Source organism: Nocardia vulneris, from assembly GCF_001613425.1.
Classification (GTDB): Bacteria; Actinomycetota; Actinomycetes; order Mycobacteriales; family Mycobacteriaceae; genus Nocardia; species Nocardia vulneris.
This window is the reverse complement of sequence record NZ_BDCI01000035.1, coordinates 231,141-253,984: the sequence shown is the minus strand read 5'-3', so window position 1 is coordinate 253,984 and position 22,844 is coordinate 231,141. Positions and strand designations below refer to the sequence as shown.

The window sequence follows — 22,844 nt, the reverse complement described above, 5'->3', positions numbered from 1 at the left end:
AGCGGGAACGCAACGGGAACGCAGCGGGGAACGCAACAGGAACCGCAGCGGGGAACGCAAAGGGGAACGCAGCGAGGAACCGCAGCGGGTATCGCGAGGGCGGCGCAGTCCGCGATGTGGGTTACGAGCTTCAGGTCTGTGCGGGGGCCCGCACAACGAGAACGTCGTCAGCCGAGAAAACGGCTGACGACGATCGAGCTCGAGGGTTCCGGTGCTGAAGGGCGATCACTCGCACCGCGCTAACTGATTGCCGCGGAAGGGCACAACCGCTTGCTGGGCCGGCTGCCGTGATGGAGCTGCTCGGTACCAGCTGGCGATCGTGACGAAAACTGACCCTGCGCCTGAACTGAACAGGTTGCCGAGAGCTGGCCCGCGCCAACTGGTAGCGGGAGGGCACACCCTTCGCTGGGCCGGTTGCCGGGACCAGGGCTGCGCTGGAACGAACCTGCCGGCCAGGGCGATGTCCCTAGCTGGCTGCGGTGTCCGGGATTCGGGTGGTTTCGCGGGCGCTGCCGTTGGGGACGTTCTTCTTCAGGCTGGCGGCGTAGACGTCGACGTATTCCTGGCCGCTGAGCTGCATGAGCTCGTACATGACCTCGTCGGTGACGGCGCGCTCGACGAAGCGGTTGCCGCCCATCCCGTCGTAGCGGGAGAAGTCGATGGGGGCGCCGAACTTGACGGTCACCTTGCGGCGGCGCCAGCGGAACGGTCCGGGCGGGCTCACGTCGTCGGTGCCGATGACGGCGACCGGGATGACGGGGACGCCGGTCTCCAGCGCGAGGCGGGCCAGGCCGGTCTTGCCCTTGTACAGGCGACCGTCGGGGGAGCGGGTGCCCTCGGGGTAGAGGCCCACCAGGCGGCCCTGATCGAGCAACTTCCGGGCGGCGTTGAGCGCGTCCTCGGCGGCGTCGGCGCCGGTGCGGTCGATCGGGAACTGGCCGGTGGTGGTGAAGAACCACTTCTGGAACGCGCCCTTGACGCCGGGCGTGTTGAAGTATTCGGCCTTCGCCAGATAGTTGATGCGGCGCGGCGAGAGCAGCGGCGCGAACAACCAGTCCGCGAAGGAGAGGTGGTTACCCGCCATGATTGCCGGACCATCGGCCGGAATGTTCTCCACACCTTCGACCGTGGGCCGATTGTAGAGATGCATGAACGGTCCCAGCAGCAAGTACTTCAGCAGCCAGTAGAACATGACGTCCTTCCCCCGGGACCGGGATCGAAGCGGGCACACCTGCGTCAGTTGCCGACTTTACCGCTGGTTGCAGATCACATCCAAGCGCAGCGGCGAATCTCACCACACTCTGCCATGCGCGAGCGGGTGCGCTGTAATCGAAGCCCGATAGCGGGACTGCCGGCCACCGGAATCGTGGTCATCGGTGACCGAGCAGATCTTCTGTCCTTCGAATACCACTGGCGCGCGCCATGAAACGTGGGATGTGCGCCGCAGGCAGGTCGCTTCAAGATCACCAGGTAATGGTGGCGGTGGGCTCTCGGCCGATGCCGCCAGGATTACCTGGTGATCTTGGTCAGCGGCTGCGCGCGACCCTGGAGTTCTTGTGCTCGCTCTCGATGAGCGCCGCGCGGGCCAGGTCGGCGGCGCCGATCATGCCCGCGGCCTCGCCGAGCTGGGTGGTGCGGATACGCGCGAGCGGGCGGTGGCCCGCGCCGGTGACGGCGCGCGCGTACTCCTCGCGTGCCTCGTCCAGGAACAGCGGGGCCGAACTGCTCACGCCGCCGGCGATGACGACCAGATCGGGGTCGAAGATATCGCTGACGAAGGCGAGCCCGAGGCCGAGCCAGCGCGCGAAATCGGCCATCACCCGGACCGCGAGCGGGTCGCCGTCCTGGGCCGCGCCCGCGACCCGGCGCCCGGTCAGCGAACCGGGATCACGGTAGACGTCCTTCGCGAGGACCGAGCGCACCGGATCGGTGGCCAGCATCTCGATCGCGGTATCGGCGAGAGCTGTTCCGCTGCAATACCGTTCCCAGCAGCCGCGTTTACCGCACGGGCAGGCCCGGCCCTCCGGCACGACCTGCAGATGCCCGAGTTCCGGTGCGACACCGTGCGTTCCGCGATAGAGCCGGCCGTCGATCAGCAGCGCGGCGCCGATCCCGGTGCCGATCGCGACGAGCACCACATTGTGCCCGCCCGCCGCCGCGCCGAACCGATATTCGGCCCACATCGCGGCATTCGCGTCGTGTTCGAGAATGACCGGCAGCTCGAGGCGTTCGGTGAGCCGCTGCGCGACCGGCGTGTCCTGCCACGGCAGGTGCGGGGCGAACCGGACGGTGGTGCGGTCGGCGGTGATGAACCCGGCGACCGCGAGGCCGACCGCGCCGATCGGATGGCGATTGCACAGTTCCCGCACGGAGCGGGCGAGGGCGTCCTCGAGTGCCCGGGCCGAATGCGGGGTCGGCGCCTGCACGGTGTCGAGCACCTCGCCGCTGTTGTCGATCACCGATGCGCGAATGTTGGTGCCGCCGACGTCGATTCCGACAGTCAGCGGTCGCGCACCTGACAGCCGGTGCGTCATGCCTTGATCGTCACTGGGATGGCGACGTAACGGGGTCGCGAAGGGCGTTGTCCCGCGCGGCCTTCCGTACGCCCGGCGGTGGCATCATGCGGCGATGCGGTGGAATCACGGTGCGGCGCAGCGTGATCGTGCTCCGGCATCACCGGGTCGACCGGCACACCGGCGAGCGCCTCGCGCAGCACGGTGACGATGGCGGTGCCGTGATCGGCCACGCTCTGCAACACCTCGTGATGTTCGCCGCGCACCAGCGCGGCCGCGGCGCAGACCGGGCACCAGTCGCAGCTCGACCACTCCACCTGGCCGTCGGCCGCGCGGCGCAGCACCGGCTCCACCCGCTCGAGCACGGCTTCGGCGAGCAGCTTGAGCTCCGCGGCGAACTCACCCAGCCCGTCGCCCGGATCACCTTGGTAGGGGCCACTTTTCGGCTGCGCGCCGGAGTGAGCCGCGCCTTGGTCACGGGTTCGGGTGTCGTTGCCCGCGTTGCCCGCGTTGCCCGCGTTGCCCGCGTTGCCCGCGTTGCCCGCGTTGCGCGGGTTGCCCGCACTGCTCGCGCTGCGGGAGTCGCTCGCACTACGCGGGTTGCCCGCACTGCCCGCGCTGTGGAAGTCGCTCGCACTGCGTGGATTGCCCGCGTCGCCGTGATTGCCCGCGTCGCTGTGATCGCTCGCGTCGGCGGTTGCGCGGTCGCGATCCGCCTCTCGTCGAGTGTCGCGGCGATGGCGGCCGGTACCGAGGTCGGCGGGATCTGTGTCGTCGCCGGGGGAGGGTAAGGGCGAGTGCGCGTCGGGACGGTCGGTGCGCCCGAACTCGGCATCCGATCGAGGTTCGTTCGCGCCGCGTTGTCCGCGACCGCCTGCCGATTCGTCCGGGCCGCCCTGCTCTCGGGCGTCGGCGGATTCGTGCGCGCGACCAGCGCCTCGGCCGGTGACCCGGCCGAAGAAGCCGGTGCTCCGATCACCGTTCATCGCCGCTGCTTTCCGGCCACAACTGCGGGTCGGGGCGGAATCGCACCACGAGTTGCCCGCCGTCGAGTTCGGCACCGTCGACCGTGCACCGCCGCAATACCGGCGCCAGACGGACTCGCCGCCGGACACCGTCCGCTCCCACGATCAAATCGTCCTCCACTCGGCCAAGTCGCAGCGTTGTCGCGTCGACCACGGGCAGTGGCATCCGCAATGTGTATATCGCGTGCAGGCCGCTGCCCGATTCACATCGAACCACCGGTTCGCCGGAACTCCCGTCAACCTCCGCCGGACTGTCGCTCAGCATAAGGGCAGCGTCCCCGTCCGAGCCCACCGCGTGCGAGAGCGCCGTGAGGGAGGTCAGGCCGATCGGCTCGGGTCCGGTGTGCTGCGCGATCAGCACCGGGATACCCGGCATCGCACGCCGTAACTCGGTGATCGCGGTGAGTTGCTCGGCCCGGCGATCCGCGTACCAGCGCGCCGCCGGATGATCCGCCGCGACGCCGTCGAGGGCGGGGAGCACCTTGTTCACCACGACGGTGTCGAGGCGCAGGCCGAGCAGCGCGGCGGCGGAACGGACGCGTTCGGATTCGGCGAGGGTCACCCGTTCGGCGACGGTGATCAGGCGGGCTCCGGTACGGCGATGGTCGGCGAGCAGGTCACGGACCTCGGTGACCGCCTCGACGATCCGTTCGACGGTCGCCGCGAGCACCGCGCGGCGCAGGTCCGTGCCGACCGAACTCATCGCGCGGGCGTGCGCCGGCCACACTCGATCCAGATAGCCCAGCAGCGTGTCCGGCGCGGTGACGATGCGCAGCATGTCCGCTGAGGGCGGGCAGTCGACGACCACCACGTCCCAGTCGTCCTCGTGCACGAACTGGGTGATCTCCACCAGCATCAGCAGTTCCTGCACGCCCGGCAGGCCGGTCAGCTCGGCCGGGTCGAGCGCGGCCAGGTCGACGCCGTGCTCGTGGCCGGTGCCGGGGGACAGCATCCGCACCACCTCGCGGAACCGATCCTCCAGCAGCGCAAGCGAATCCACTTCGATCACGTCGAGCCCCGGCAGCACTGTGGCGATCCCAGCGACGGTGCCGGGATCGTGCGGAAAACGGAACCCGAGCGCATCGCCCAGCGAATGTGCCTGATCGAGCGACGCGATCAGCACCCGCCGGCCCGCCTTGGCGTAGGACATGGCGGTGGCACATGCCAGCGTCGTCTTGCCTACCCCGCCTTTGCCGATGAACAGCTCGACCCGGGTCGTGTGTGTCGTCAGCCTTCGACCCGTTTCTTCAGTTCTTTCAACGCGGTATCGGTGATCACCTTCTCGGCCTTGCGCTTGAACATGCCGATCATCGGGATGTTCAGATCGACCGTGAGGGTGTAGACGACCTCGGTGTGGCCGCCGGGCTGATCGATGAGTTCATAGGTGCCGTTCTGCGCCTTCTGCAGCTCGCCGCTCACCAGCTGCCAGCTCACCGACTTGTTGTCCGGAGCCCAGGTGTAGGCGAGCACGTAGCTGTCCTTGACCACGCCCGCGTCGAGCACGAACCGCGCGGTGCGGGCCCGGCCGTCCGGGCCCTTCTCCTGTACCTCGACCGACTGTGCCGCCGAGACCCACTCCGGGTAGGACTCCAGGTCGGCGATGACGGACATCACCTGCTGCGACGGGGCCTCGATGATGATCGACCTCTGGGTCCTGTCGGCCATGGCGGACAGCGGTTCCTTTCAGCGTCGGTGCCGGGTGAGCGTCAAGAGGCGTGGGCGGGCGCGACGCCCGCCGGGCGACCGGCCTCCAGTCGCGACTTCAGTTCGAAGGACATGTGCTTGCCCGCCACCCGGCGCGCGCGATTGGCGGCGGCCAGCTTGTTCGGCGCCAGTGCGGGCTGCGGTTCGGCGTGCAGGAAGTAGTGCAGGATCACCCCGTCCAGCGCGGGCTGCAACCAGACCTCCATGGTTCCGGTCAGCGCGCCGGTCACGGTCCAGCGAATTCCCTTGTCGCCCCGGTCTTCCCGGACGACCAAGGTCAGATCCGGCCACCAGCGGCGCCAATTGTTCGACGCGGCCAGCAGATCCGCGACGGCGACGCCCGGTGCGGCGATGAACGTCTGGTCGGCGACCTGGATAGCGCTCATGCCCGCACCTCGCCGCGTGCGCCCTTCGGCGCGGTTCCTTCGCTCACAACCGTGAGCGTATCCGATTCGGGCAGCCGCGCCGCAGTAGCGCTCATCCGCGCACCTCGCCAGGGCCCCGGGCGCCGGCCCACCCGCTCATCGCAGCAGTTGGCGCAGCCGGGCGCCGTGGCTGTCCCAGCGCCAGCGTTCCTCGACGAAGGCCCGGCCGGCGGCGCCCATGCGGGCGGCGGAATCAGGGTCGGACAGGATGTCGACCAGGGCATCGGTGATCTGCTGCACCGAACGCCCGTCCACCACCCGCCCGGTTTCGCCCTCGACCACCGTTTCCGGCGCACCGCCGGAACGGCCCGCGACCACCGGCACCCCCGACGCCGAGGCCTCCAGATAGACGATGCCCAGACCCTCCACGTCCAAGCCCGCACCCCGGGTGCGGCACGGCATCGCGAAAACGTCCGCGAGCGTGTGGTGGGCGGCGAGTTCACCGGAGGGCACCCGCCCGGTGAACACCACGTCCTCGGCGACGCCGAGGGCGATGGCGAAGTGCCGCAACTTCTCCTCGTACGGTCCGCCGCCCGCGATCACGAGCATCGCGCCCGGCACCCGATCACGGATCTCGCGCATGGCCATGATCAGCATGTCCTGACCCTTGCGGGGGACCAGGCGGGACAGGCACAGGATGGTCGGGCGATCGTCGAGGCCGTAGCGGGCGCGCAATTCGGCGCGGGCGGCCGGATCGGGCCGGAAGGTGTCGGTGTCCACACCCGGCGGCAGATACTCCAGCGCGGCATTCGGGCCGAACGCCGACGCGAACCGGCGCCGCGTGTACTTGCTGACGTAGGTGATCACGTCGGTGTGCTCGCCGATCTGGCGCAGCGCCTGCCGGGCGCCCGGCAGCATCGACCAGCCGACCTCGTGCCCGTGCGTGCTCGCCAGAATCCGTTCCGCGCCCGCCCGGCGCAGCACCGGCGACATCAAGGCCAGCGGGGCGGCCGCGCCGAACCACACCGTGTCGCACTGTTCGCTGCGCAGCAGCCGCGCGGCCCGGCGCAGCACCAGCGGGGTCGGCAACATCAGCGTGGTGGGATGGCGTACCACCTGGAATTTCTGCTTGGCATCGAATTTCAGATGACTGTCCCCGCGCCAGCGCGGCGCGTAGACCACCAGATCATCGGGTGGCAGCTCCCCGGCCAGGGCATGCAGATAGGACTGGATACCGCCCGGCCGCGGCGGGAAATCGTTGGTCACCAGCAGAGTTCGGGCCATGCGAACAACCTACTGGGTTGGATTCGACTCGCTTGCGCGCGCCGTCGCGATTGGTCGGCCGATCAGGAGGAAATGGTGGCGGCGTCGGGCGAGAGGCGAACGCCACCAGTTCCTCCTGATCGCCTGATCAGTTGACTTGGGTGGCGAGCCAGGCTCGCCAGGCCGCGACGAAGTCGGGGCGAGAGGTGCCCAGGATGGCGCGGAGGATGTCGTCTTCGGTGGCCGGGGTCTGCGGGGCGGCGGCCAAGCGGCGGTAGAGCTCGACGAGGCGGGGTTGGTCGTAGCTGTCGGCGACGAAGGCGCAGACGGACCACGCCTGCTCGTAGGCCGCGGCGGCTTTGGGGCCGGTGAAGTCGGCGTCGGCTGGAAGATCGGACGGTAGGGCTTTCAAGCGGACGCGGGCGGTGAGGCTCGGGGCGACGTCGGTGAAGGGATGGCCCTGGTTGCGGTGGGCGACGTAGTCGGCGAAGCCCTCCAGCAGCCACAACGGTGCGCCGTCCCGGGTTTCGGCGCGGGTGGCGATATGGGTGAGTTCGTGGCGGAGCAGGGTGCGCAGGCCCTCGGGATCCAGGCGACGGCCCGCGTCCGGGCTGAAGACGATGCGCTGACCGGTAGGCGGGGTGCCGGGGATGTACGGGTCGGCCACTGAAGCGGCGGCGACCTCCGCGGACATGGTGGCGCCCGCGTGCACCAGCCCGGCGAACTCGGAGGGGGAGGAGGCGACGACGACCACGGTCGACTGCGGCCAGCCCGGACCCCACACCGCGGTGACCGCGGTGGTCGCCGCGCCGAGTGCCTGCTCCAGAACGTCCATTTCGATGCGCTGTGCCGGATGACCGACGACCAGGGACTGCTGCCCGTCGCCGGTCGGCACCTGATGCGCGACGATCGTGCCGAAAGGTTCGATGCTGCGCCTGATTTCGGCCAGACGCGGGTCGGTCGCGGTGGCCTGACCGACCGCCTCGTGCTGTTGCGCACTCTGCGGTCTGGGCAGCGCGGTGTTCGGCAACAGCACCAACGCGCCACAGAATCCGGTCAGCGCTACCACCATCGCCACGGTGAGCACGAACTCGAAGCGCCGCCGCGCCGACCACCATGCGCGCAACCGTCGCGCGCCACTCATGACCGCACCTCGTCTGACTTCACCATGCCCGGGGCGCGACGGCCCATGATTCGCGCCCGGGTGTCAATCACCGGCCGACCTCGATACCACCACGCGCGAGGCGTGCGTGATCTGCGCATCGCGTTTGCTCATGGTCCACCTCGCCGTTGTTCGGTTCCACCAGGCACGGCTGGTGCATGGTTCGCGCATCGGGTTCGTTCATGGTGCCACCGGGTCGGTGCTCGGTTGTACTGGGCGCGAGGTGCGTTGGCACATGGTTCGCGTACTGGGTTCGTTCATGGGGCCACCGCGTCGGTGCTCGGCTTCACCGGGCGCGAGATGCGCTGGCGCATGGTTCGCGTACTTGGGTTTGTTCATGGTGTCACCGGGTCGGTGCTCGGTTGCACTGGGCGCGAGGTGCGTTGGCGCATGGTTCGCGTATTGGGTTCGTTCATGGGGCCACCGTGCGGTGCTCGACTTCATCAGCCGCGAGGTGCGTCGGCGCATGATGTGCGCTCGAGGTTCGACCCCGTCGGCGCTCGACGCCACATACGGCGGCATCTGCGCGGCCCAGCTGAACTCGGTGAGGGTCTGTGCGCGAGGCGTGCACGAGTTGCGTACCGGGTCTGCTCATCGCACCGCCTCGGATGGGGTCGCGCTCGGGGGATCGGCGGTGGGAGACGGGGAGGCGTTCCCACTCATGGTTGTTCAGTATCGCCGAGCGGAGTGGTACGGCGTGGTGCTGATGGGGGCTACCGCGACCGGGACGCCGAAGGTGGAGGCATGCACCATGAGTCCGTTGCCCGCGTAGATGCCGACATGGGAGATGTCGTTGTAGAAGAACACGACATCGCCGGGCTGCAAATCGTTCTGCGCGACGGGCGTGCCGTAGGACGCCTGCTGCGAACTGGTGCGCGGCACGTCCTTGCCGACCTGTTTGAACGCCCACTGCACCAGACCGGAGCAGTCGAACTGGTGCGGTCCGGTCGCGCCCCACACGTACGGGTCGCCGATGCGGGTGAGGCTCGCGGCCAGCGCGCTGGTGCCGCTGCCGGGCACCAGGCCCTGCAGCAGGGTGTCGCGGTCGAAGCCGGGCGGGAACGCCGGGCCGGCCAGCGCGGACTTGTCCTTGGTGGACAACCCGGTCCACGCCTGCACCACCTGGACGATGGCGCCGCTGAGATCGCTGCGTTTGCGTTCCAGCTCGCCGCGCACCGTTTCGGCCTTGTCGGCGGCGGCGCGGGCCTCGTCGGAGGCACGGCGGGCGTCGGCTTCCGCGCTCTCGGCGGCGTCGGTGGCCTTCTTGTAGAGCGCGAGCTGATCGGAGGTCTGCGCGGCGAGCACGTCCAGCGTGGACATCTGGTCGAGCAGTTGCTGGGGGGAATCACTGACCAGGACGGCGAACAACCGGTTGGTGCGCGCGCCCTGATAGGCGGCGATCGCGGTGCGGTCGATGATCGGCTGGTACTTGCGCACTTCGTCGCGGGCCAGGTTCACCTGATCGGTGCTGGCGGCCAGTTTGGCATCGGCCTCGCGCTGCAACCCGAGTTTGGTGTCCAGGTCGGATTGGGCGTTGAGCGCCTGCTCGTTGAGCTGTTCCGACTGGCGGGACAGGTCGATCATCCGCTGCACGGCGTCGGCGGCGGTCGCGGGTAGGGCGACCGGATCGGCGCCGACCGGGCCCGCGCCGTAGACGGTGGTGGTGGCCAATACTCCGGCCGCCAACGCGCCACCCACCAGACGTTTCGTGTCGAGTCTCAGCGTGCCCTGTCTCCGGTGTGCTGCCACAGGCTGCCGTGCCCCTGTTCTCTCGATCTGGTTGAACCGACGCAACGCCTTCCGGGAACCGAGGTTTGCGCAGTGCGTGCCTCGGGTAAATCCAGAAGGTCTCGATTAGGTTACGGAACGGCCAGGGTCCGTGTCCAGTAGAGAACGAAACGATCACGGCCGCCATCCGGTGGTCGGGCCGCAACGTACGGCCCGACCAGCGGTTTCTCAGAAGCGTCGGGCTCCGGCGATGGGCATCGAGGAGATCGGCGCCACCTGCACGGGCGTACCGGAGGTGGACGCGTGCACGACATTGCCGTCACCGGCGTACAGGCCGGAGTGGCCGCCGCCGTAGAACGACACCAGGTCGCCGGGCTGCAGGTCGTCCATCGAGACCGGGCTGCCGGCGGACAGCTGGGCGCCGCTGGTGCGCGGCAGCTCCAGGCCGGCCTGCGCGTAGGCCCACTTCACGAGGCCGGAGCAGTCGAAGGCGTTCGGGCCCGCGGCGCCGTACACGTACGGGGCGCCGAGCTTGGTCATGGCGGCGTCGAGAGCCTCTTCGCCGATGGTCTTCTTCGGGGCGACGAAGGGCAGCGGCTGCGCGGGCAGCTCGACGCCGGGGATGCCCTGCGGGATCTGGATCTCGTTCGGCACCTCGAAGGTTCCGACGCCGGGAATGGTCACCGGCTGAGCCGATGCGGGGGCGGCCGGAAGCAGGAAAGCGCCGATGGTGGCAGCGCCGACGGCCCCGGCGGCGATGGCGCGCTGCGCCTGTCGCTTGACGGATTCGGTCGTCATGATGCGGTACTCCCAATCTGCCCCACGACGCCGCACCCTGACTGGTGCCGCGGACTTCGTGTCGTTCGCACCGGGTTCGATGCGGCGGACTCCGTGAGGTCTCGAAAAGGTTACGAACACATCACGGTGGTTTGTAAAGTCGGACTTCGGCGAATTGTGTGCGCGTGTGTGAATTTCCGCTTAATCAATGTGAGATATGTCCCAGCAATCACAAAAAGATAACGGCGTGCTGCCTCCATCGAGCGTCTGGGTCGCTACCGCGGTCCGCTTCGGCGCGTCCACGGGTCGCCGGAGTGTGTACGAACTGGACATTTCCCCAGGTCGTTGCGTTCATATCGCGGACATCTCCAGCTTCGAGACTGGTCGGTCGGCAGTCTCGCTGTGATCGGTCACAGCACGCCGCCGACGGCGCGCCCGAGCGGTTGGACACGCCAGACCTGTTGATACGTTTTATGCAACAATGTGATCTACGCCACTTTTCGGCTTTCTAGATCGTTTCATGGGTAACACAACGAAATCCCCACAGAGTAATTCGGACATTCTCTGCGGCTTTCGTGTGCGCGGAAGCGGGCGGCTGCGCGGACCCGTCCTTGTCGGACCCACCGCCTACGCTCCAGCCCGTGTCCGTCCCCGCTCCGCGCAAGGCCGCAGCTCAGCAGTTGGTCTTCGACGACCTCGACACGCCCCTCTACGACACCACCTTCGTGGTGGTCGACCTGGAGACCACGGGTACCAGTCCCGGCGCCGACGCGATCACCGAGATCGGCGCGGTCAAGGTGCGCGGCGGCGAAGTGCTCGGCGAGTTCGCGACCCTGGTCAACCCGGGGCGGGCGGTGCCGCCCGCGATCGTCCAGGTCACCGGCATCACCACCGCGATGGTGTACGCGGCTCCGAAGATCGACGCCGTGCTGCCCGGATTCCTGGAGTTCGCCGCGGGCGCGGTACTGGTCGCGCACAACGCGCGGTTCGACATGGCGTTCCTGCGGGCCGCCGCGGCCCAGTGCGAGACGGTGTGGCCGTCCGCGACGGTGCTGTGCACGGTGAAGCTGGCCCGGCGCGTGCTCGGCCGGGACGAAGCGCCCTCGGTCCGGTTGAGTGCACTCGCCCAGTTGCTCGGCGCGAGTACACAACCGACGCACCGCGCTCTCGACGACGCGCGCGCGACCGTCGACGTGTTGCACGCGCTCATCGGCCGGGTCGGCAACCAGGGCGTGCACAGCCTCACCGAGTTGGTCGACTACCTGCCCGACGTCACCCCGCGCCAGCGCGCCAAGCGTTTCCTGGCCGCGGACCTGCCCACCGCGCCCGGCGTCTACCTGTTCCGCGGGCCGTCCGACGAAGTCCTCTACATCGGCACGGCGGTGAATCTGCGCCGCCGCGTGCGCAACTACTTCACCGGATCGGAAACCCGGGGGCGGATGAAAGAAATGGTCGCCCTCGCCACCCGGGTCGACCATGTGGTCTGCGCGCACGCCCTCGAAGCGGGTGTGCGGGAACTGCGACTGCTCGTCGTGCACACCCCGCCCTACAACCGGCGGTCCAAGTTTCCCAAGCGGGCGTGGTGGCTCACGCTCACCGACGAACCCTTCCCGCGGTTCGCCGTCGTTCGCACGCCGAACCGAGACGCGCTGGGGCCCTTCAACTCTCGGATGGACGCCGCCGATCTCGCGCTGATCATCGCCGAATTCACCGGCCTGCGGACCTGCAGTACCCGTCTGCCCCGGCGCGGGACTCACGAGTGCCCGCCCGCGGTCGTCGGCGGCTGTCCCGCCGCCGTGACAGGGACTCCTATTAATACAGAGGAATACGCGCCCGCTCCCGCGCTCGTGCGCGCCCTGTTCGCCGGACGCTCCGACGCGCCCGTCCGCGCCATGCTCGACCGCATCGAAACCCACTCCCGAGCCCAGCATTTCGAGGCCGCCGCGCGCCTGCGGGACCGCGCCGTCGCCGTGATCCGCGCCCTGCACCGCACCCAGCGTCTCGCGGCCGTCGCCCGCATCGCCGAACTCGTCACCGCCCACCCCGACGGTGCGGGCGGCTGGGAATTCTCCGTCATCCGCTACGGCCGGCTCGCCGCCGCAGGTACCGCCCCCCGCGGCGTCCCGCCCATGCCCGTGGTGGAACACCTCGTCGCCGCCGCCGAAACCGTGATCCCAGAAGGGGGAGTGCACCCCGAATCACCCACTCCTGACGTGGCCCCACCCGCCCCGGAAACCCAGAAGCCCCCGGCCCAGCCGAGATCCGACGTTGCGGGGGAGCGGGTTTCGATCAATGTGCCGCCGTTGCGGGGGGCTTCGCCGGAGGAGGCGGCGTTGGTGGCGCGGTGGTTGGCGCGGGCGGGGGTGCGGATTGTGCGGAGTACGGAGGGGTATCGGGAACCGATGTACGGGGCGGGGCGCTGGTTGGGGTGGGCGGAGGTGGCGGATGTCGCGGCTCGGAGCCGTTCGGTGGAGGAGGAGTACAAGCAGCGGTGAAAGGATCGCCTCGTTCCGTGCCTTCTGGGCGCGGGTCCCGCAGGGTCGGCAGAAGGGCCACGTGGCGGGGTGGGGGCGGGGGGTGGCGCGCATTACGCTGATCCCATGATTACCGCGATCGTGCTTATCGACGCCGACAACGGGCGTATTCCGGAGACCGCGCAGGCGGTGGCGGATACCGAAGGGGTCGCCGAGGTGTATTCGTGCGCAGGCGATGTGGATCTGATCGCGATCGTGCGGGTGCGCGACCACGAGCAGATCGCCGACGTGGTCACCGGACGGATCGACAAGACGCCCGGCGTCGCGCGGACCATCACGCATATCGCGTTCAAGTCGTATTCGAGCGCCGATGTGGAGGCCGGGTTCTCGCTGGGGGAGTAGCGCCTCAGCCCACCACGACGGATTTGCCGGGGTAGGTACCGCTTTCACCCGCCCCGAGCACCGCGGTGACGTCGCCTTCGTCGCAGTCGGCGCGGGTGTACACGGTCACCGTGCCCGCGGTGTCGTTCTCGATGGACATCGGTGCGCCGTCGCCGACCATCATGCAACCGGACGGATCGGCATACGGCGTACCGTTGATGTACAGATTTCCCGGGATGGCCGACGCGGTCGGCGCGACGGCGACGAATCCCGCTGTCGCCAGTACGCCCAGTAGTACGGAACAGCTGCGCTGCATGCCGTGCTCCTTACTTTCCGGAGTGAGACGCCTGCCCTTCATCTAGTTGATGACCGGGGACCGTCGCGCGCCAGGCTTGCCGTGCCCGCCGACGTCACCACGTCGCCCCCGCTCGCAACTCTAGTCCGCTGAACAGCATTTATGTCCGTCAGCTACCAAATCGCACCCCTGGACGAGCGATCACCAGGTAATGGTGGCGGCATCGGCCGAGAGCCGTCCGCCACCATTGCCTGGTGATCAAGTGACCAATAAGTCAGTGGTCGCCGAGGGTGACCGTGAGCTTGGTCCACCGCTCGAGCAGCGCGGCCCCGTTACCGGTATCGATGGCGTCGGCGGCGCGGGCCAGGCCGGTGGCCAGCGCGTCGTGCACGTCGGTGTCGAAATCGACTGTGCCCTGGGACAAGTCGTAGGCGACGATGGCCGCCGCGGAATTCACCAGGACCGCGTCGCGGACCGGACCGGTGCGGCCGGCCAGGACATCGCGCGCCACCCCGGCGTTGACCTCGGCGTCCCCGCCGCGCAACGCGGCGAGATCGACCCGCGGGATGCCGAGCCGGGTCGGGTCGATGGTCGTCTCGCGACGACGTCCACCCGAGACCACCCAGGCGGCGGTGGTGTCGGAGGTGGTGATCTCGTCCAGCCCGTCGTTGCCGCGCACCACCAGCGCGCTGCCGCCGCGCTCGGTGAACACGCCCGCGATCACGGGCAGCAGGTCGGGGAAGGCGCAGCCGATGAGGCCGGCCCGCGGCTGGGCCGGGTTCGTCAGCGGTCCGAGCACATTGAAGACGGTGGGAATGCCGATCTCCTTGCGGGCCGCGCCCGCGAACCGCAGCGCGGGATGGAAGGCCGGCGCGAAGCAGAAACCGATGCCGACCTCACGAATACACCGTGCGACGGACTCCGGCCCGAGGGCGAGCTTCACCCCGAGCGCCTCGAGCACGTCGGCGCCGCCGCTCTTGGAGGAGGCCGCGCGGTTGCCGTGTTTGACCACCGGCACCCCGGCCGCGGCAACCACGATCGAGGACATGGTGGAGATGTTCACCGACCCGGAACGGTCCCCGCCGGTGCCGACGATGTCGACCGCGTCCCCGTCGATGTGCACCAGTCGCGCGTGATCGAGCATGCCGGTGGCGAGGCCGGCCAGTTCGGCGGGCGTGGGGCCCTTGATCTTCATCGCGACACCGAACGCGGCGATCTGGGCCGAGGTGGCGTTGTCTGACATGATCTCGTCCATCGCCCATGCCGTGTCGGCCGCCGCCAGGTCGCCGCCGTCGGCGAGGGTTCCGAGTACCTGTGGCCAGCTACGCATGTTCTCTTACTCCCGTTCACACTGGTTCAGGCACCAGTTCGTCGCGAAGAAGCTTACTGTGCCGCCCTGCCGGGAAGCCCGCGCTTAAACCGGCCGCGGCTGCAGCGCGTCCCATCCATCGGCGGTGCCCTCGTGCCGCTGCGCCAAACCGGCCATCCGGGAACGTTCCTGCGAGCAGTGCAGCGCGTCGAGCACCTGGACCCGCTGCAAGATCAGGTTTTCCAGCGGGTCGGTGCCCGGGCCGCCGACCCGGGGCGCGGGCGCATAGCCGTCCTGCGCGGCGATGGCGCAGACCGTCTCGACCTGTTCGGCCGGGATCCGCAGGTGATGGCGCAGCACCGCGGGCGCGTCGGCGGTCCAGCCGTCCGCGCGGGCCAGCGCCGCCGAACAGGCCTCGGCGTCATCGAAACTCGCGGTGACCACCACGAGATCGGCCCGGCTCGGGTCCAGTGTCGCCGTGCCGCGGCGCCCGAACCATCGACGCCATATCCCCGCTGCCACATCGCCTCCATCTCAGCTTTTACTCAGTACTGCCTGTCATGCTGTGCGGGCGTCACCCGGCGACATCCGGTGCTCACCCCGGTCGTCCGGCGAAACGATCTCCAACACGCCGAGCCCAGGTCGAGAGCCTGTCTGTCCGTGGGTTTTCCGACACGGAGACACAAGTTTCGCACCCGGGTACTTGTGTCGTACTACGACGAGTCATACTTACCCCCGTGACGACCGCAGTAGGGACCCCCGGATCGGCCATAACCCAGCGTGTGCACTCGCTGAATCGGCCCAACATGGTCAGCGTCGGTACCATCATCTGGCTGTCCAGCGAGTTGATGTTCTTCGCCGGCCTCTTCGCGATGTATTTCGTCGCGCGCGCCCAGGCCCACGGCAACTGGCCGCCGGAGCCGACCGAGCTGAACCTGAAGCTCGCCGTGCCGGTCACCGCCGTGCTGGTCGCCTCGTCGTTCACCTGCCAGATGGGTGTCTTCGCGGCGGAGCGTGGCGACGTGTTCGGCCTGCGCCGCTGGTACGTCATCACGCTGTTGATGGGCGCGTTCTTCGTCGGCGGCCAGGGCTACGAGTACATGCACCTGGTCCACGAGGGCACCTCGATCTCGAGCAGCTCGTACGGCTCGGTGTTCTACATCACCACCGGTTTCCACGGTCTGCACGTCATCGGCGGTCTGATCGCCTTCGTGTTCCTGCTGATCCGCACCAAGGTCAGTAAGTTCACCCCGGCGCAGGCCACCGCCGCGATCGTCGTCTCGTACTACTGGCACTTCGTCGACATCGTCTGGATCGGGTTGTTCGCCACGATCTACTTCGTCCGCTGACCCGGGCGATACCCCAGTCTTTTGCACACGTCGGTTCCGTCTACTCCAAAGGGACACAGATGAGTTCATCTCCCCCGTCAGCGCCAGCGCCCGAAAGCAAAGGGAACGGCGAGGCCAGCAAGACGCGCAGGCAGCGCCGCGTTCGCCGTCGCATCGCGGGCGGCCTCGCGCTGTTGGTGGGCCTCGTCGGAGCAGGCTTCCTCGCGGCGGCCCTGACGCCGAACCCGCAGCTCGCAACCGCGAACGACGACAAGTCCGCGCTGATCCGCGAGGGCAACCAGCTGTACGACACGTCCTGCATCACCTGCCACGGGGCGAACCTGCAGGGTGTCCAGGACCGCGGCCCGAGCCTGATCGGCGTCGGTGAAGCCGCCGTCTACTTCCAGGTCTCCTCCGGCCGGATGCCGATGGCCCGCAACGAGGCCCAGGCGCAGCGCAAGCCCGCCAAGTTCGACGAGCACCAGACCGACGCGCTGATGGCGTATGTCGCGGCCAACGGCGGCGGCCCCAGCGTGGTCCGGGACGCGAACGGCGAGATCGCCCAGGAGTCCCTGCGTGGCGACGATATCGCTCGCGGCTCCGAGCTGTTCCGGATGAACTGCGCGTCCTGCCACAACTTCACCGGCCGCGGCGGTGCGCTGTCCTCCGGTAAGTTCGCGCCGCCGCTGGAGCCCGCCAGCGAGCAGCAGATCTACGACGCGATGATCTCCGGCCCGCAGAACATGCCGAAGTTCTCCGATCGGCAGCTGACCCCGGAAGAGAAGCGCGACATCATCGCCTACGTGATGAACGCGAAGGAAGAGCGCGCCCCCGGCGGCTGGGACCTCGGTGGGTTCGGTCCCGCGACCGAGGGTCTGGTCATCTGGGTGGTCGGCATCACGCTGGTCGTGGGTGCCGCGATTTGGATCGGGTCCCGGTCATGAGCACGTCGGAAGCGCAGCGTAACCACGCAGGGACCGGGCTCATGACCCGAAGGATGCAGCCATGACTGAGAAGGAGCCTAACGTGGGTCGGCCGGATGAGGGCCACGACGGCGTCGAGCCGTCGAACGAGCAGGTCACAGGGGCCGGCGCCCATGTGGCCAAGACTGACGGCCATGCGCTGACGGAGCCGACCGAGGCCGAACTCGACGCGATGAGCCGCGACGAGCTGGTCAAGCTCGGCACCGAGCGCGACGGCGTCGACGTCGCCTACCGGCGCGAGCGGTTCCCGGTGCCGGGCACCCGCGCCGAGAAGCGGGCCGAGCGCGCGGTCGCGTTCTGGTTCGCCGTGTCCGGGATCGCCGCGGCGGCGCTGGTCGGTGTGTTCCTGTTCTGGCCGTGGGAGTTCAAGGCCAACAAAGAGGACGGCCACGCCGCCTACTCGCTGTTCACGCCGCTGGTCGGTATCACCTTCGGTGTCTCGGTGCTGGTCATCGGCATCGCGGTGGTGTTGATCCGCAAGCTGTTCATCCCGGCCGAGCTGTCCATCCAGGACCGGCACGACGGCCCGTCGCCCGAGGTCGAGCGCCGCACGCTGGTCGCCGAACTGAGCGACGCGCTGGAGACCTCCACGCTCGCCCGCCGCAAGCTGATCACCCGCACCGCCGGTGCCGGTGTCGGTGTGCTCGGCATCGGCGCGCTGCTGGTGTTCGTCGGCGGCATGGTGAAGAACCCGTGGGCCAAGGGCGACAAGTCGCCGCTGTGGGTGTCCGGTTGGACCCCCGACTACGAGGGCGAGACCATCTACATCCGGCGCGACACCGGTCGCCCGGAGGACATCGTGCTGGTGCGTCCGGAGGATCTGGACGCGGGCGCCATGGAGACGGTGTTCCCCTGGAAAGAGAAGTGGCGCGGCGACGAGCACGCCACCCTGCAGTCGTTGCGCGGTATCCGCAACCCGGTCATGTTGATTCGCCTGCGCACCGAAGACGCGCAGAAGGCGATCAAGCGCAAGGGTCAGGAGAGCTTCAACTACGGCGACTACTTCGCCTACTCGAAGATCTGCACCCACCTCGGTTGCCCGACATCGCTGTTCGAGCAGCAGACCAACAAGATCCTGTGCCCCTGCCACCAGTCGCAGTTCCTGGCGACCGAGTGGGGTAAGCCGGTCTTCGGTCCTGCCGCCCGCGCGCTGCCGCAGCTGCCGATCACCGTCAACTCCGAGGGCTTCCTGGTCGCCAACGGCGACTACATCGAGCCGCTCGGACCGGCCTTCTGGGAGCGTCGTTCATGAGCCCTTCTGCTGCAGCTCAGGCGAACGAGGCGGACGAGCGCTATCGCGCCGCCGCGTTCATGAAGCGGTCGATCAACAAGGTCTTCCCGACCCACTGGTCGTTCCTGCTCGGTGAGATCGCGCTGTACAGCTTCATCATTCTGCTGCTGTCGGGCGTCTACCTGACCCTGTTCTTCGATCCGTCGATGACCGAGGTCGTCTACAACGGCGCGTACCAGCCGCTGCGTGGTGTCACCATGTCGCGGGCCTATGAGTCCTCGCTGAACATCACCTTCGAGGTGCGCGGCGGTCTGTTCGTGCGCCAGGTGCACCACTGGGCGGCGCTGCTGTTCGCGGCGTCGATCATCATCCACCTGTTCCGCATCTTCTTCACCGGCGCGTTCCGCAAGCCGCGTGAGGCGAACTGGGTGATCGGCTGCCTGCTGCTGATCCTGGCGATGTTCGAGGGCTTCTTCGGCTACTCGCTGCCCGACGACCTGCTGTCCGGCACCGGCCTGCGCGCCGCGTTCGGCGGTATCACGATGAGCGTGCCGATCGCGGGCACCTGGTTGCACTGGCTGATCTTCGGCGGTGACTTCCCGGGCGACATCATCATCCCGCGCCTCTACATCGCGCACGTGCTGCTGTTCCCCGGCATCATCCTGGCCTTGATCGCCGCGCACGTCGCGTTGGTCTGGTACCAGAAGCACACCCAGTTCCCCGGCCCGGGCCGGACCGAGAACAACGTGGTCGGCGCGCGCATCGTGCCGGTGTTCGCCGCGGACCAGGGCGCGTTCTTCGCGTTCACCCTCGGCATCGTCGGCATCATGGGCGGCGTCTTCCAGATCAACCCGATCTGGAACCTGGGCCCGTACAACCCGTCTCAGGTGTCGGCGGGTTCGCAGCCGGACTTCTACATGATGTGGACCGACGGCCTGGCCCGGCTCATGCCGCCGTGGGAGCTGTACCTGGGTCGCTACACCGTGCCCGCGGTGTTCTGGGTCGCGTTGATCATGGGCCTGGTGTTCACCGTCCTGATCGCCTACCCGTGGATCGAGAAGCGGCTCACCGGCGACGCGGGTTCGCATCACAACCTGCTGCAGCGTCCGCGCGATGTGCCGGTCCGTACCGCGATCGGCGCCATGGCGATCGGTTTCTACGTGGTCCTGACGCTGTCCTGCGTCAACGACATCCTGGCCCTCAAGTTCGACATCTCGTTGAACGCGACCACCTGGATGGGCCGCATCGGCCTGCTCGTGGTGCCGCCGGTGGCGTACTTCGTCGCCTACCGGTTCTGCATCGGCCTGCAGCGCAGCGACCGCGCGGTGCTCGAGCACGGCATCGAGACCGGTGTGATCAAGCGCCTGCCGCACGGTGAGTACATCGAGGTGCACCAGCCGCTCGGCCCGGTCGACGACCACGGCCACCCGCTGCCGCTGGAGTACCAGGGCGCCCCGGTCCCGAAGAAGATGAACAAGCTGGGTTCGGCGGGTAAGCCGGGCACCGGTAGCTTCCTGCGGGCCGACCCGTGGCAGGAGAGCGAGAAGCACTTCGAGATCGAGCACGCCGAGGAGCACCGCCAGCTCGCGGTGCTGCAGAAGCGCCAGGAGCTCGAAAACGGTGGCAAGCACAGCCACTGACAGCTGAACGACGAAGGCCCCGAGTCGAATCCGACTCGGGGCCTTCGTCGTTCGCGGTCAGCGCCGGCGCGCCGCTTCGATGGCTTCGAACTTGGCCAGGTTGTGCCGGGCGTCGGCCAGGGCGTCGTGCGCGTCCGGCGGGACCGGGGGCAGTTCGGGACGGCCGTGCGCGTCCCAGTGCTGGCGCAGTTCGTTGGTGTAGCGGGGGAGTGCGCTGGGCAGGTCGACCATCGAGCCCCACAGCTGGCACAGCGCCACGTGGTCGTAGGCGCCGACCCAGGCCCACAGTTCGGGCACCACCGACGAGCGCGGCACCAGGAACTTGTACAGCTCGTCGCGGATCTGTTTGCGACTGCGGTACAGCGGCGAGGACGGTGAGGGCAGCTGCGGCAGCACATGCCTGCGCACCCACGGCCCGGCCCGCTCCGGGTCGAATTCGGTTGACACCGCGTAATATTCGCGGCCGTCCTCGCAGACCACACCGATGGAGACCAGGTCGATGACCACCCCGTCCTCGATGAATTCGCAGTCGTAAAAATATCGAAGCGAGATCGCTCTACTCCTCCGCAGTTCGGTGTTGCCCCCGGATATGTCTCGGTCAATCACCCTAGGCGGGGTGGGGGCGCGATTCGCATCGGGGCAGGGTGGTGGTGGTCACCACCCTACGGTGGGTACCACGGCCGTCCGAAGGGTCCGTATTCTGAACGAGTGAACTGGACCGTCGACGTACCCATCGATCGCCTGCCGGAACTGCCGCCGCTGCCCACGGAGCTGCGCAGGCGGTTGGACGAAGCGCTGGCCCGCCCTGCGCTACAGCAGCCGTCGTGGGATCCGGAGCAGGCGGCGGTGATGCGCACCGTGCTGGAGAGCGTGCCGCCGATCTGTGTGCCCGCCGAGGTGGAGGAGCTGCGCGAACAGCTCGCCGAGGTGGCCCGCGGCGAGGCGTTCCTCATGCAGGGCGGCGACTGCGCGGAGACGTTCGCCGACAACACCGAGCCGCATATCCGCGGCAACATCCGCACTCTGCTGCAGATGGCGGTCGTGCTCACCTACGGCGCGAGCATGCCGGTGGTCAAGGTGGCCCGGATCGCGGGGCAGTACGCCAAGCCGCGCTCCTCCGACACCGATTCGCTCGGCCTCAAGTCCTACCGCGGTGACATGGTCAACGCGCTCGTCGCCGATGCCGCGATGCGCGAACATGATCCGTCGCGGCTGGTGCGCGCGTACGCCAACGCGAGTGCCGCGATGAACCTGGTGCGCGCGCTGACCGGCGCGGGCATGGCCGACCTGCACAAGGTGCACGACTGGAACCGCGATTTCGTCGCGAAGTCGCCCGCCGGTGCGCGCTACGAGGCGCTGGCCGAGGAGATCGACCGCGGTCTCGCGTTCATGACCGCCTGTCGGGTGAACGACCCGAGCCTGAAGTCGGCGCGGATCTACGCCAGCCACGAGGCGCTCGTCCTCGACTACGAGCGGGCGATGCTGCGGCTGAGCGAGAACGCGGCGGGCGAGCCGGTGCTCTACGACCTGTCCGCGCACTTCCTCTGGATCGGCGAGCGGACCAGGCAGCTCGACGGCGCGCATATCGCGCTCGCCGAACTGCTCGCGAACCCGATCGGCCTGAAGATCGGCCCGTCCACCACGCCCGATCAGGCCGTGGAGTACGTCGAGCGGCTCGATCCGAACAACGAGCCCGGCCGGCTGACCATCGTGTCCCGGATGGGCAACAGCAAGGTCCGGGACGTGCTGCCGCCCATCATCGAGAAGGTGCAGGCCACCGGTCACCAGGTGATCTGGCAGTGCGACCCGATGCACGGCAACACGCACGAGGCGTCCACCGGGTTCAAGACCCGGCACTTCGATCGCATCGTCGACGAGGTGCAGGGCTTCTTCGAGGTGCATCACGCGCTCGGTACCCATCCGGGTGGCCTGCACATCGAGCTGACCGGCGAGGACGTCACCGAATGCCTCGGCGGCGCTCAGGACATCTCCGATCTGGACCTGTCCGGTCGCTACGAAACCGCCTGCGACCCGCGCCTGAACACTCAGCAGTCGCTGGAGCTGGCCTTCCTGGTCGCCGAAATGCTGCGCTGAACAAGGTTTTTCGGAGGGGACGTACCCGGCCGGGTACGTCCCCTCCGGCTATTGTGCGGTGCCGCCGACGTTGCGGATCATCTGCTGGAGCACCTTCAGCGTGGTGACATAGTCGGCGTCGTCGATGCCCCGGTGGATCTGCGCGCGGATCGCGGGCAGGCCCGGTCCCATCGCGGCGCGCGCCTGGTCGCCCGCCTCGGTGATCCACCAGCGTTGCCGCTCGTCGCGGGTGAGCCAGCCGCGTTCGAGCAGTACCGCCGAGTCGGCGTCGAGGTCGTCCTCGGCCCGCAGGTACGAGCTCATCGCCTGGCGCAGTTCGGGAATCGTCATGCCCTGTCCGTCGGGCGAGATGTCGGCCTTGGACAGGTTCCGCAGAATCCAGTACTGCGGCTGCGTCATCCCGAGTTCGGCCAGCCGGGTGCGGGTGAACGCGATCAGCGCCTCGTAGGCGAGTCCGGTCCAGTAGGCGGCGGGCTGTCCGGCCAGCTCCGCGTCCGAGATCTGCTGTGTCGTCATGATTGTTCCTCTGTTCGTTCGTCCTGGTCACCATAAAAGCTCAAGTATGGTTGAGG

Annotated in this window: 22 protein-coding genes; 7 read left to right on the top strand and 15 right to left on the bottom strand. The window is 68.4% G+C overall.

What is annotated here, in order from left to right; translation table 11 throughout:
* Positions 1-466: 466 nt before the first annotated feature.
* From NVU01S_RS30945 to NVU01S_RS30900, 10 genes are all read right to left on the bottom strand, one after another.
* Complete coding sequence (locus tag NVU01S_RS30945) at positions 467-1,192, bottom strand: lysophospholipid acyltransferase family protein (RefSeq protein ID WP_029893699.1); 726 nt, start codon at positions 1,190-1,192, stop codon at positions 467-469.
* 334 nt (positions 1,193-1,526) lie between these two features.
* Positions 1,527-2,534 (bottom strand): ROK family glucokinase, encoded by a 1,008-nt coding sequence (locus tag NVU01S_RS30940; protein ID WP_029893697.1) that lies wholly within the window; start codon positions 2,532-2,534, stop codon positions 1,527-1,529.
* Entirely contained in the window at positions 2,531-3,499 is a 969-nt protein-coding gene (locus NVU01S_RS45045) for a hypothetical protein (protein WP_244467194.1), read from the bottom strand. Before NVU01S_RS45045 ends, NVU01S_RS30940 begins: the two co-directional genes overlap by 4 nt.
* Complete coding sequence (locus NVU01S_RS30930) at positions 3,489-4,742, bottom strand: ArsA family ATPase (RefSeq protein ID WP_043668064.1); 1,254 nt, start codon at positions 4,740-4,742, stop codon at positions 3,489-3,491. Before NVU01S_RS30930 ends, NVU01S_RS45045 begins: the two co-directional genes overlap by 11 nt.
* Before the next feature lie 23 nt (positions 4,743-4,765).
* Positions 4,766-5,203 (bottom strand): SRPBCC family protein, encoded by a 438-nt coding sequence (locus NVU01S_RS30925; protein WP_043668060.1) that lies wholly within the window; start codon positions 5,201-5,203, stop codon positions 4,766-4,768.
* A 41-nt stretch (positions 5,204-5,244) separates the two neighbouring features.
* Positions 5,245-5,628, bottom strand: coding sequence for a hypothetical protein (locus tag NVU01S_RS30920; RefSeq protein WP_029893690.1), 384 nt, complete (start codon positions 5,626-5,628; stop codon positions 5,245-5,247).
* A 135-nt stretch (positions 5,629-5,763) separates the two neighbouring features.
* A complete protein-coding gene (locus NVU01S_RS30915) occupies positions 5,764-6,891 on the bottom strand; it encodes a glycosyltransferase family 4 protein (RefSeq protein ID WP_043668057.1) in 1,128 nt (375 codons plus the stop codon).
* A gap of 127 nt (positions 6,892-7,018) precedes the next feature.
* Positions 7,019-8,014, bottom strand: coding sequence for a hypothetical protein (locus NVU01S_RS30910; RefSeq protein ID WP_043668054.1), 996 nt, complete (start codon positions 8,012-8,014; stop codon positions 7,019-7,021).
* Between the two features lie 687 nt (positions 8,015-8,701).
* The gene (locus tag NVU01S_RS30905; RefSeq protein WP_043668051.1) at positions 8,702-9,730 is read right to left on the bottom strand and encodes an NlpC/P60 family protein; all 1,029 of its coding nucleotides are present in this window, start codon (positions 9,728-9,730) and stop codon (positions 8,702-8,704) included.
* A gap of 258 nt (positions 9,731-9,988) precedes the next feature.
* Positions 9,989-10,558 (bottom strand): C40 family peptidase, encoded by a 570-nt coding sequence (locus NVU01S_RS30900; protein WP_042255732.1) that lies wholly within the window; start codon positions 10,556-10,558, stop codon positions 9,989-9,991.
* Between the two features lie 620 nt (positions 10,559-11,178).
* On the opposite strand from NVU01S_RS30900, the gene NVU01S_RS30895 reads away from it, so the two are divergent.
* Together NVU01S_RS30895 and NVU01S_RS30890 are read left to right on the top strand one after the other, a co-directional pair.
* Positions 11,179-13,032 carry a DEDD exonuclease domain-containing protein gene (locus NVU01S_RS30895; protein ID WP_052280427.1) on the top strand — a complete coding sequence of 618 codons (1,854 nt, stop codon included), beginning with the start codon at positions 11,179-11,181 and terminating at the stop codon, positions 13,030-13,032.
* A gap of 105 nt (positions 13,033-13,137) precedes the next feature.
* Positions 13,138-13,413 (top strand): Lrp/AsnC family transcriptional regulator, encoded by a 276-nt coding sequence (locus tag NVU01S_RS30890; protein WP_014983111.1) that lies wholly within the window; start codon positions 13,138-13,140, stop codon positions 13,411-13,413.
* 4 nt (positions 13,414-13,417) lie between these two features.
* Here the strand turns inward: NVU01S_RS30890 and NVU01S_RS30885 are convergent, their stop codons facing one another.
* The 3 genes from NVU01S_RS30885 to NVU01S_RS30875 form a co-directional block, all read right to left on the bottom strand.
* Positions 13,418-13,708, bottom strand: coding sequence for a hypothetical protein (locus NVU01S_RS30885; protein ID WP_043668048.1), 291 nt, complete (start codon positions 13,706-13,708; stop codon positions 13,418-13,420).
* 253 nt (positions 13,709-13,961) lie between these two features.
* Positions 13,962-15,017 (bottom strand): anthranilate phosphoribosyltransferase, encoded by a 1,056-nt coding sequence (gene trpD, locus NVU01S_RS30880; RefSeq protein WP_043668044.1) that lies wholly within the window; start codon positions 15,015-15,017, stop codon positions 13,962-13,964.
* Positions 15,018-15,101: 84 nt separating this feature from the next.
* Entirely contained in the window at positions 15,102-15,518 is a 417-nt protein-coding gene (locus tag NVU01S_RS30875; RefSeq protein ID WP_043668042.1) for a hypothetical protein, read from the bottom strand.
* A gap of 215 nt (positions 15,519-15,733) precedes the next feature.
* On the opposite strand from NVU01S_RS30875, the gene ctaE reads away from it, so the two are divergent.
* From ctaE to qcrB, 4 genes are all read left to right on the top strand, one after another.
* Positions 15,734-16,345, top strand: a complete 612-nt coding sequence (gene ctaE / locus NVU01S_RS30870; protein WP_043668039.1) for an aa3-type cytochrome oxidase subunit III — start codon at positions 15,734-15,736, stop codon at positions 16,343-16,345.
* Positions 16,346-16,404: 59 nt separating this feature from the next.
* A complete protein-coding gene (gene qcrC / locus NVU01S_RS30865; protein WP_167829360.1) occupies positions 16,405-17,268 on the top strand; it encodes a cytochrome bc1 complex diheme cytochrome c subunit in 864 nt (287 codons plus the stop codon).
* Between the two features lie 82 nt (positions 17,269-17,350).
* Complete coding sequence (gene qcrA / locus NVU01S_RS30860) at positions 17,351-18,559, top strand: cytochrome bc1 complex Rieske iron-sulfur subunit (protein ID WP_014983117.1); 1,209 nt, start codon at positions 17,351-17,353, stop codon at positions 18,557-18,559.
* Positions 18,556-20,178, top strand: a complete 1,623-nt coding sequence (gene qcrB / locus NVU01S_RS30855) for a cytochrome bc1 complex cytochrome b subunit (RefSeq protein ID WP_042255726.1) — start codon at positions 18,556-18,558, stop codon at positions 20,176-20,178. Before qcrA ends, qcrB begins: the two co-directional genes overlap by 4 nt.
* Before the next feature lie 57 nt (positions 20,179-20,235).
* Here qcrB and NVU01S_RS30850 read toward each other — a convergent pair whose 3' ends face one another.
* Positions 20,236-20,730 (bottom strand): polyadenylate-specific 3'-exoribonuclease AS, encoded by a 495-nt coding sequence (locus tag NVU01S_RS30850; RefSeq protein WP_042255759.1) that lies wholly within the window; start codon positions 20,728-20,730, stop codon positions 20,236-20,238.
* Positions 20,731-20,886: 156 nt separating this feature from the next.
* Here NVU01S_RS30850 and NVU01S_RS30845 point away from each other — a divergent pair, with 156 nt between their 5' ends.
* Complete coding sequence (locus NVU01S_RS30845; protein WP_014983120.1) at positions 20,887-22,272, top strand: class II 3-deoxy-7-phosphoheptulonate synthase; 1,386 nt, start codon at positions 20,887-20,889, stop codon at positions 22,270-22,272.
* Between the two features lie 48 nt (positions 22,273-22,320).
* Here the strand turns inward: NVU01S_RS30845 and NVU01S_RS30840 are convergent, their stop codons facing one another.
* Positions 22,321-22,788, bottom strand: a complete 468-nt coding sequence (locus NVU01S_RS30840; protein WP_043668035.1) for a MarR family winged helix-turn-helix transcriptional regulator — start codon at positions 22,786-22,788, stop codon at positions 22,321-22,323.
* Positions 22,789-22,844 lie beyond the last annotated feature (56 nt).

What these genes read in the sequence shown, in the direction of transcription:
- NVU01S_RS30945 (WP_029893699.1), bottom strand. Translation starts at nt 1,192, where the DNA reads ATGTTCTACTGGCTGCTGAAGTACTTGCTGCTGGGACCGTTCATGCAT.
- NVU01S_RS30940 (WP_029893697.1), bottom strand. Translation starts at nt 2,534, where the DNA reads ATGACGCACCGGCTGTCAGGTGCGCGACCGCTGACTGTCGGAATCGAC.
- NVU01S_RS45045 (WP_244467194.1), bottom strand. Translation starts at nt 3,499, where the DNA reads ATGAACGGTGATCGGAGCACCGGCTTCTTCGGCCGGGTCACCGGCCGA.
- NVU01S_RS30925 (WP_043668060.1), bottom strand. Translation starts at nt 5,203, where the DNA reads ATGGCCGACAGGACCCAGAGGTCGATCATCATCGAGGCCCCGTCGCAG.
- NVU01S_RS30920 (WP_029893690.1), bottom strand. Translation starts at nt 5,628, where the DNA reads ATGAGCGCTATCCAGGTCGCCGACCAGACGTTCATCGCCGCACCGGGC.
- NVU01S_RS30915 (WP_043668057.1), bottom strand. Translation starts at nt 6,891, where the DNA reads ATGGCCCGAACTCTGCTGGTGACCAACGATTTCCCGCCGCGGCCGGGC.
- NVU01S_RS30910 (WP_043668054.1), bottom strand. Translation starts at nt 8,014, where the DNA reads ATGAGTGGCGCGCGACGGTTGCGCGCATGGTGGTCGGCGCGGCGGCGC.
- NVU01S_RS30900 (WP_042255732.1), bottom strand. Translation starts at nt 10,558, where the DNA reads ATGACGACCGAATCCGTCAAGCGACAGGCGCAGCGCGCCATCGCCGCC.
- NVU01S_RS30890 (WP_014983111.1), top strand. Translation starts at nt 13,138, where the DNA reads ATGATTACCGCGATCGTGCTTATCGACGCCGACAACGGGCGTATTCCG.
- NVU01S_RS30885 (WP_043668048.1), bottom strand. Translation starts at nt 13,708, where the DNA reads ATGCAGCGCAGCTGTTCCGTACTACTGGGCGTACTGGCGACAGCGGGA.
- trpD (WP_043668044.1), bottom strand. Translation starts at nt 15,017, where the DNA reads ATGCGTAGCTGGCCACAGGTACTCGGAACCCTCGCCGACGGCGGCGAC.
- qcrC (WP_167829360.1), top strand. Translation starts at nt 16,405, where the DNA reads ATGAGTTCATCTCCCCCGTCAGCGCCAGCGCCCGAAAGCAAAGGGAAC.
- qcrB (WP_042255726.1), top strand. Translation starts at nt 18,556, where the DNA reads ATGAGCCCTTCTGCTGCAGCTCAGGCGAACGAGGCGGACGAGCGCTAT.
- NVU01S_RS30840 (WP_043668035.1), bottom strand. Translation starts at nt 22,788, where the DNA reads ATGACGACACAGCAGATCTCGGACGCGGAGCTGGCCGGACAGCCCGCC.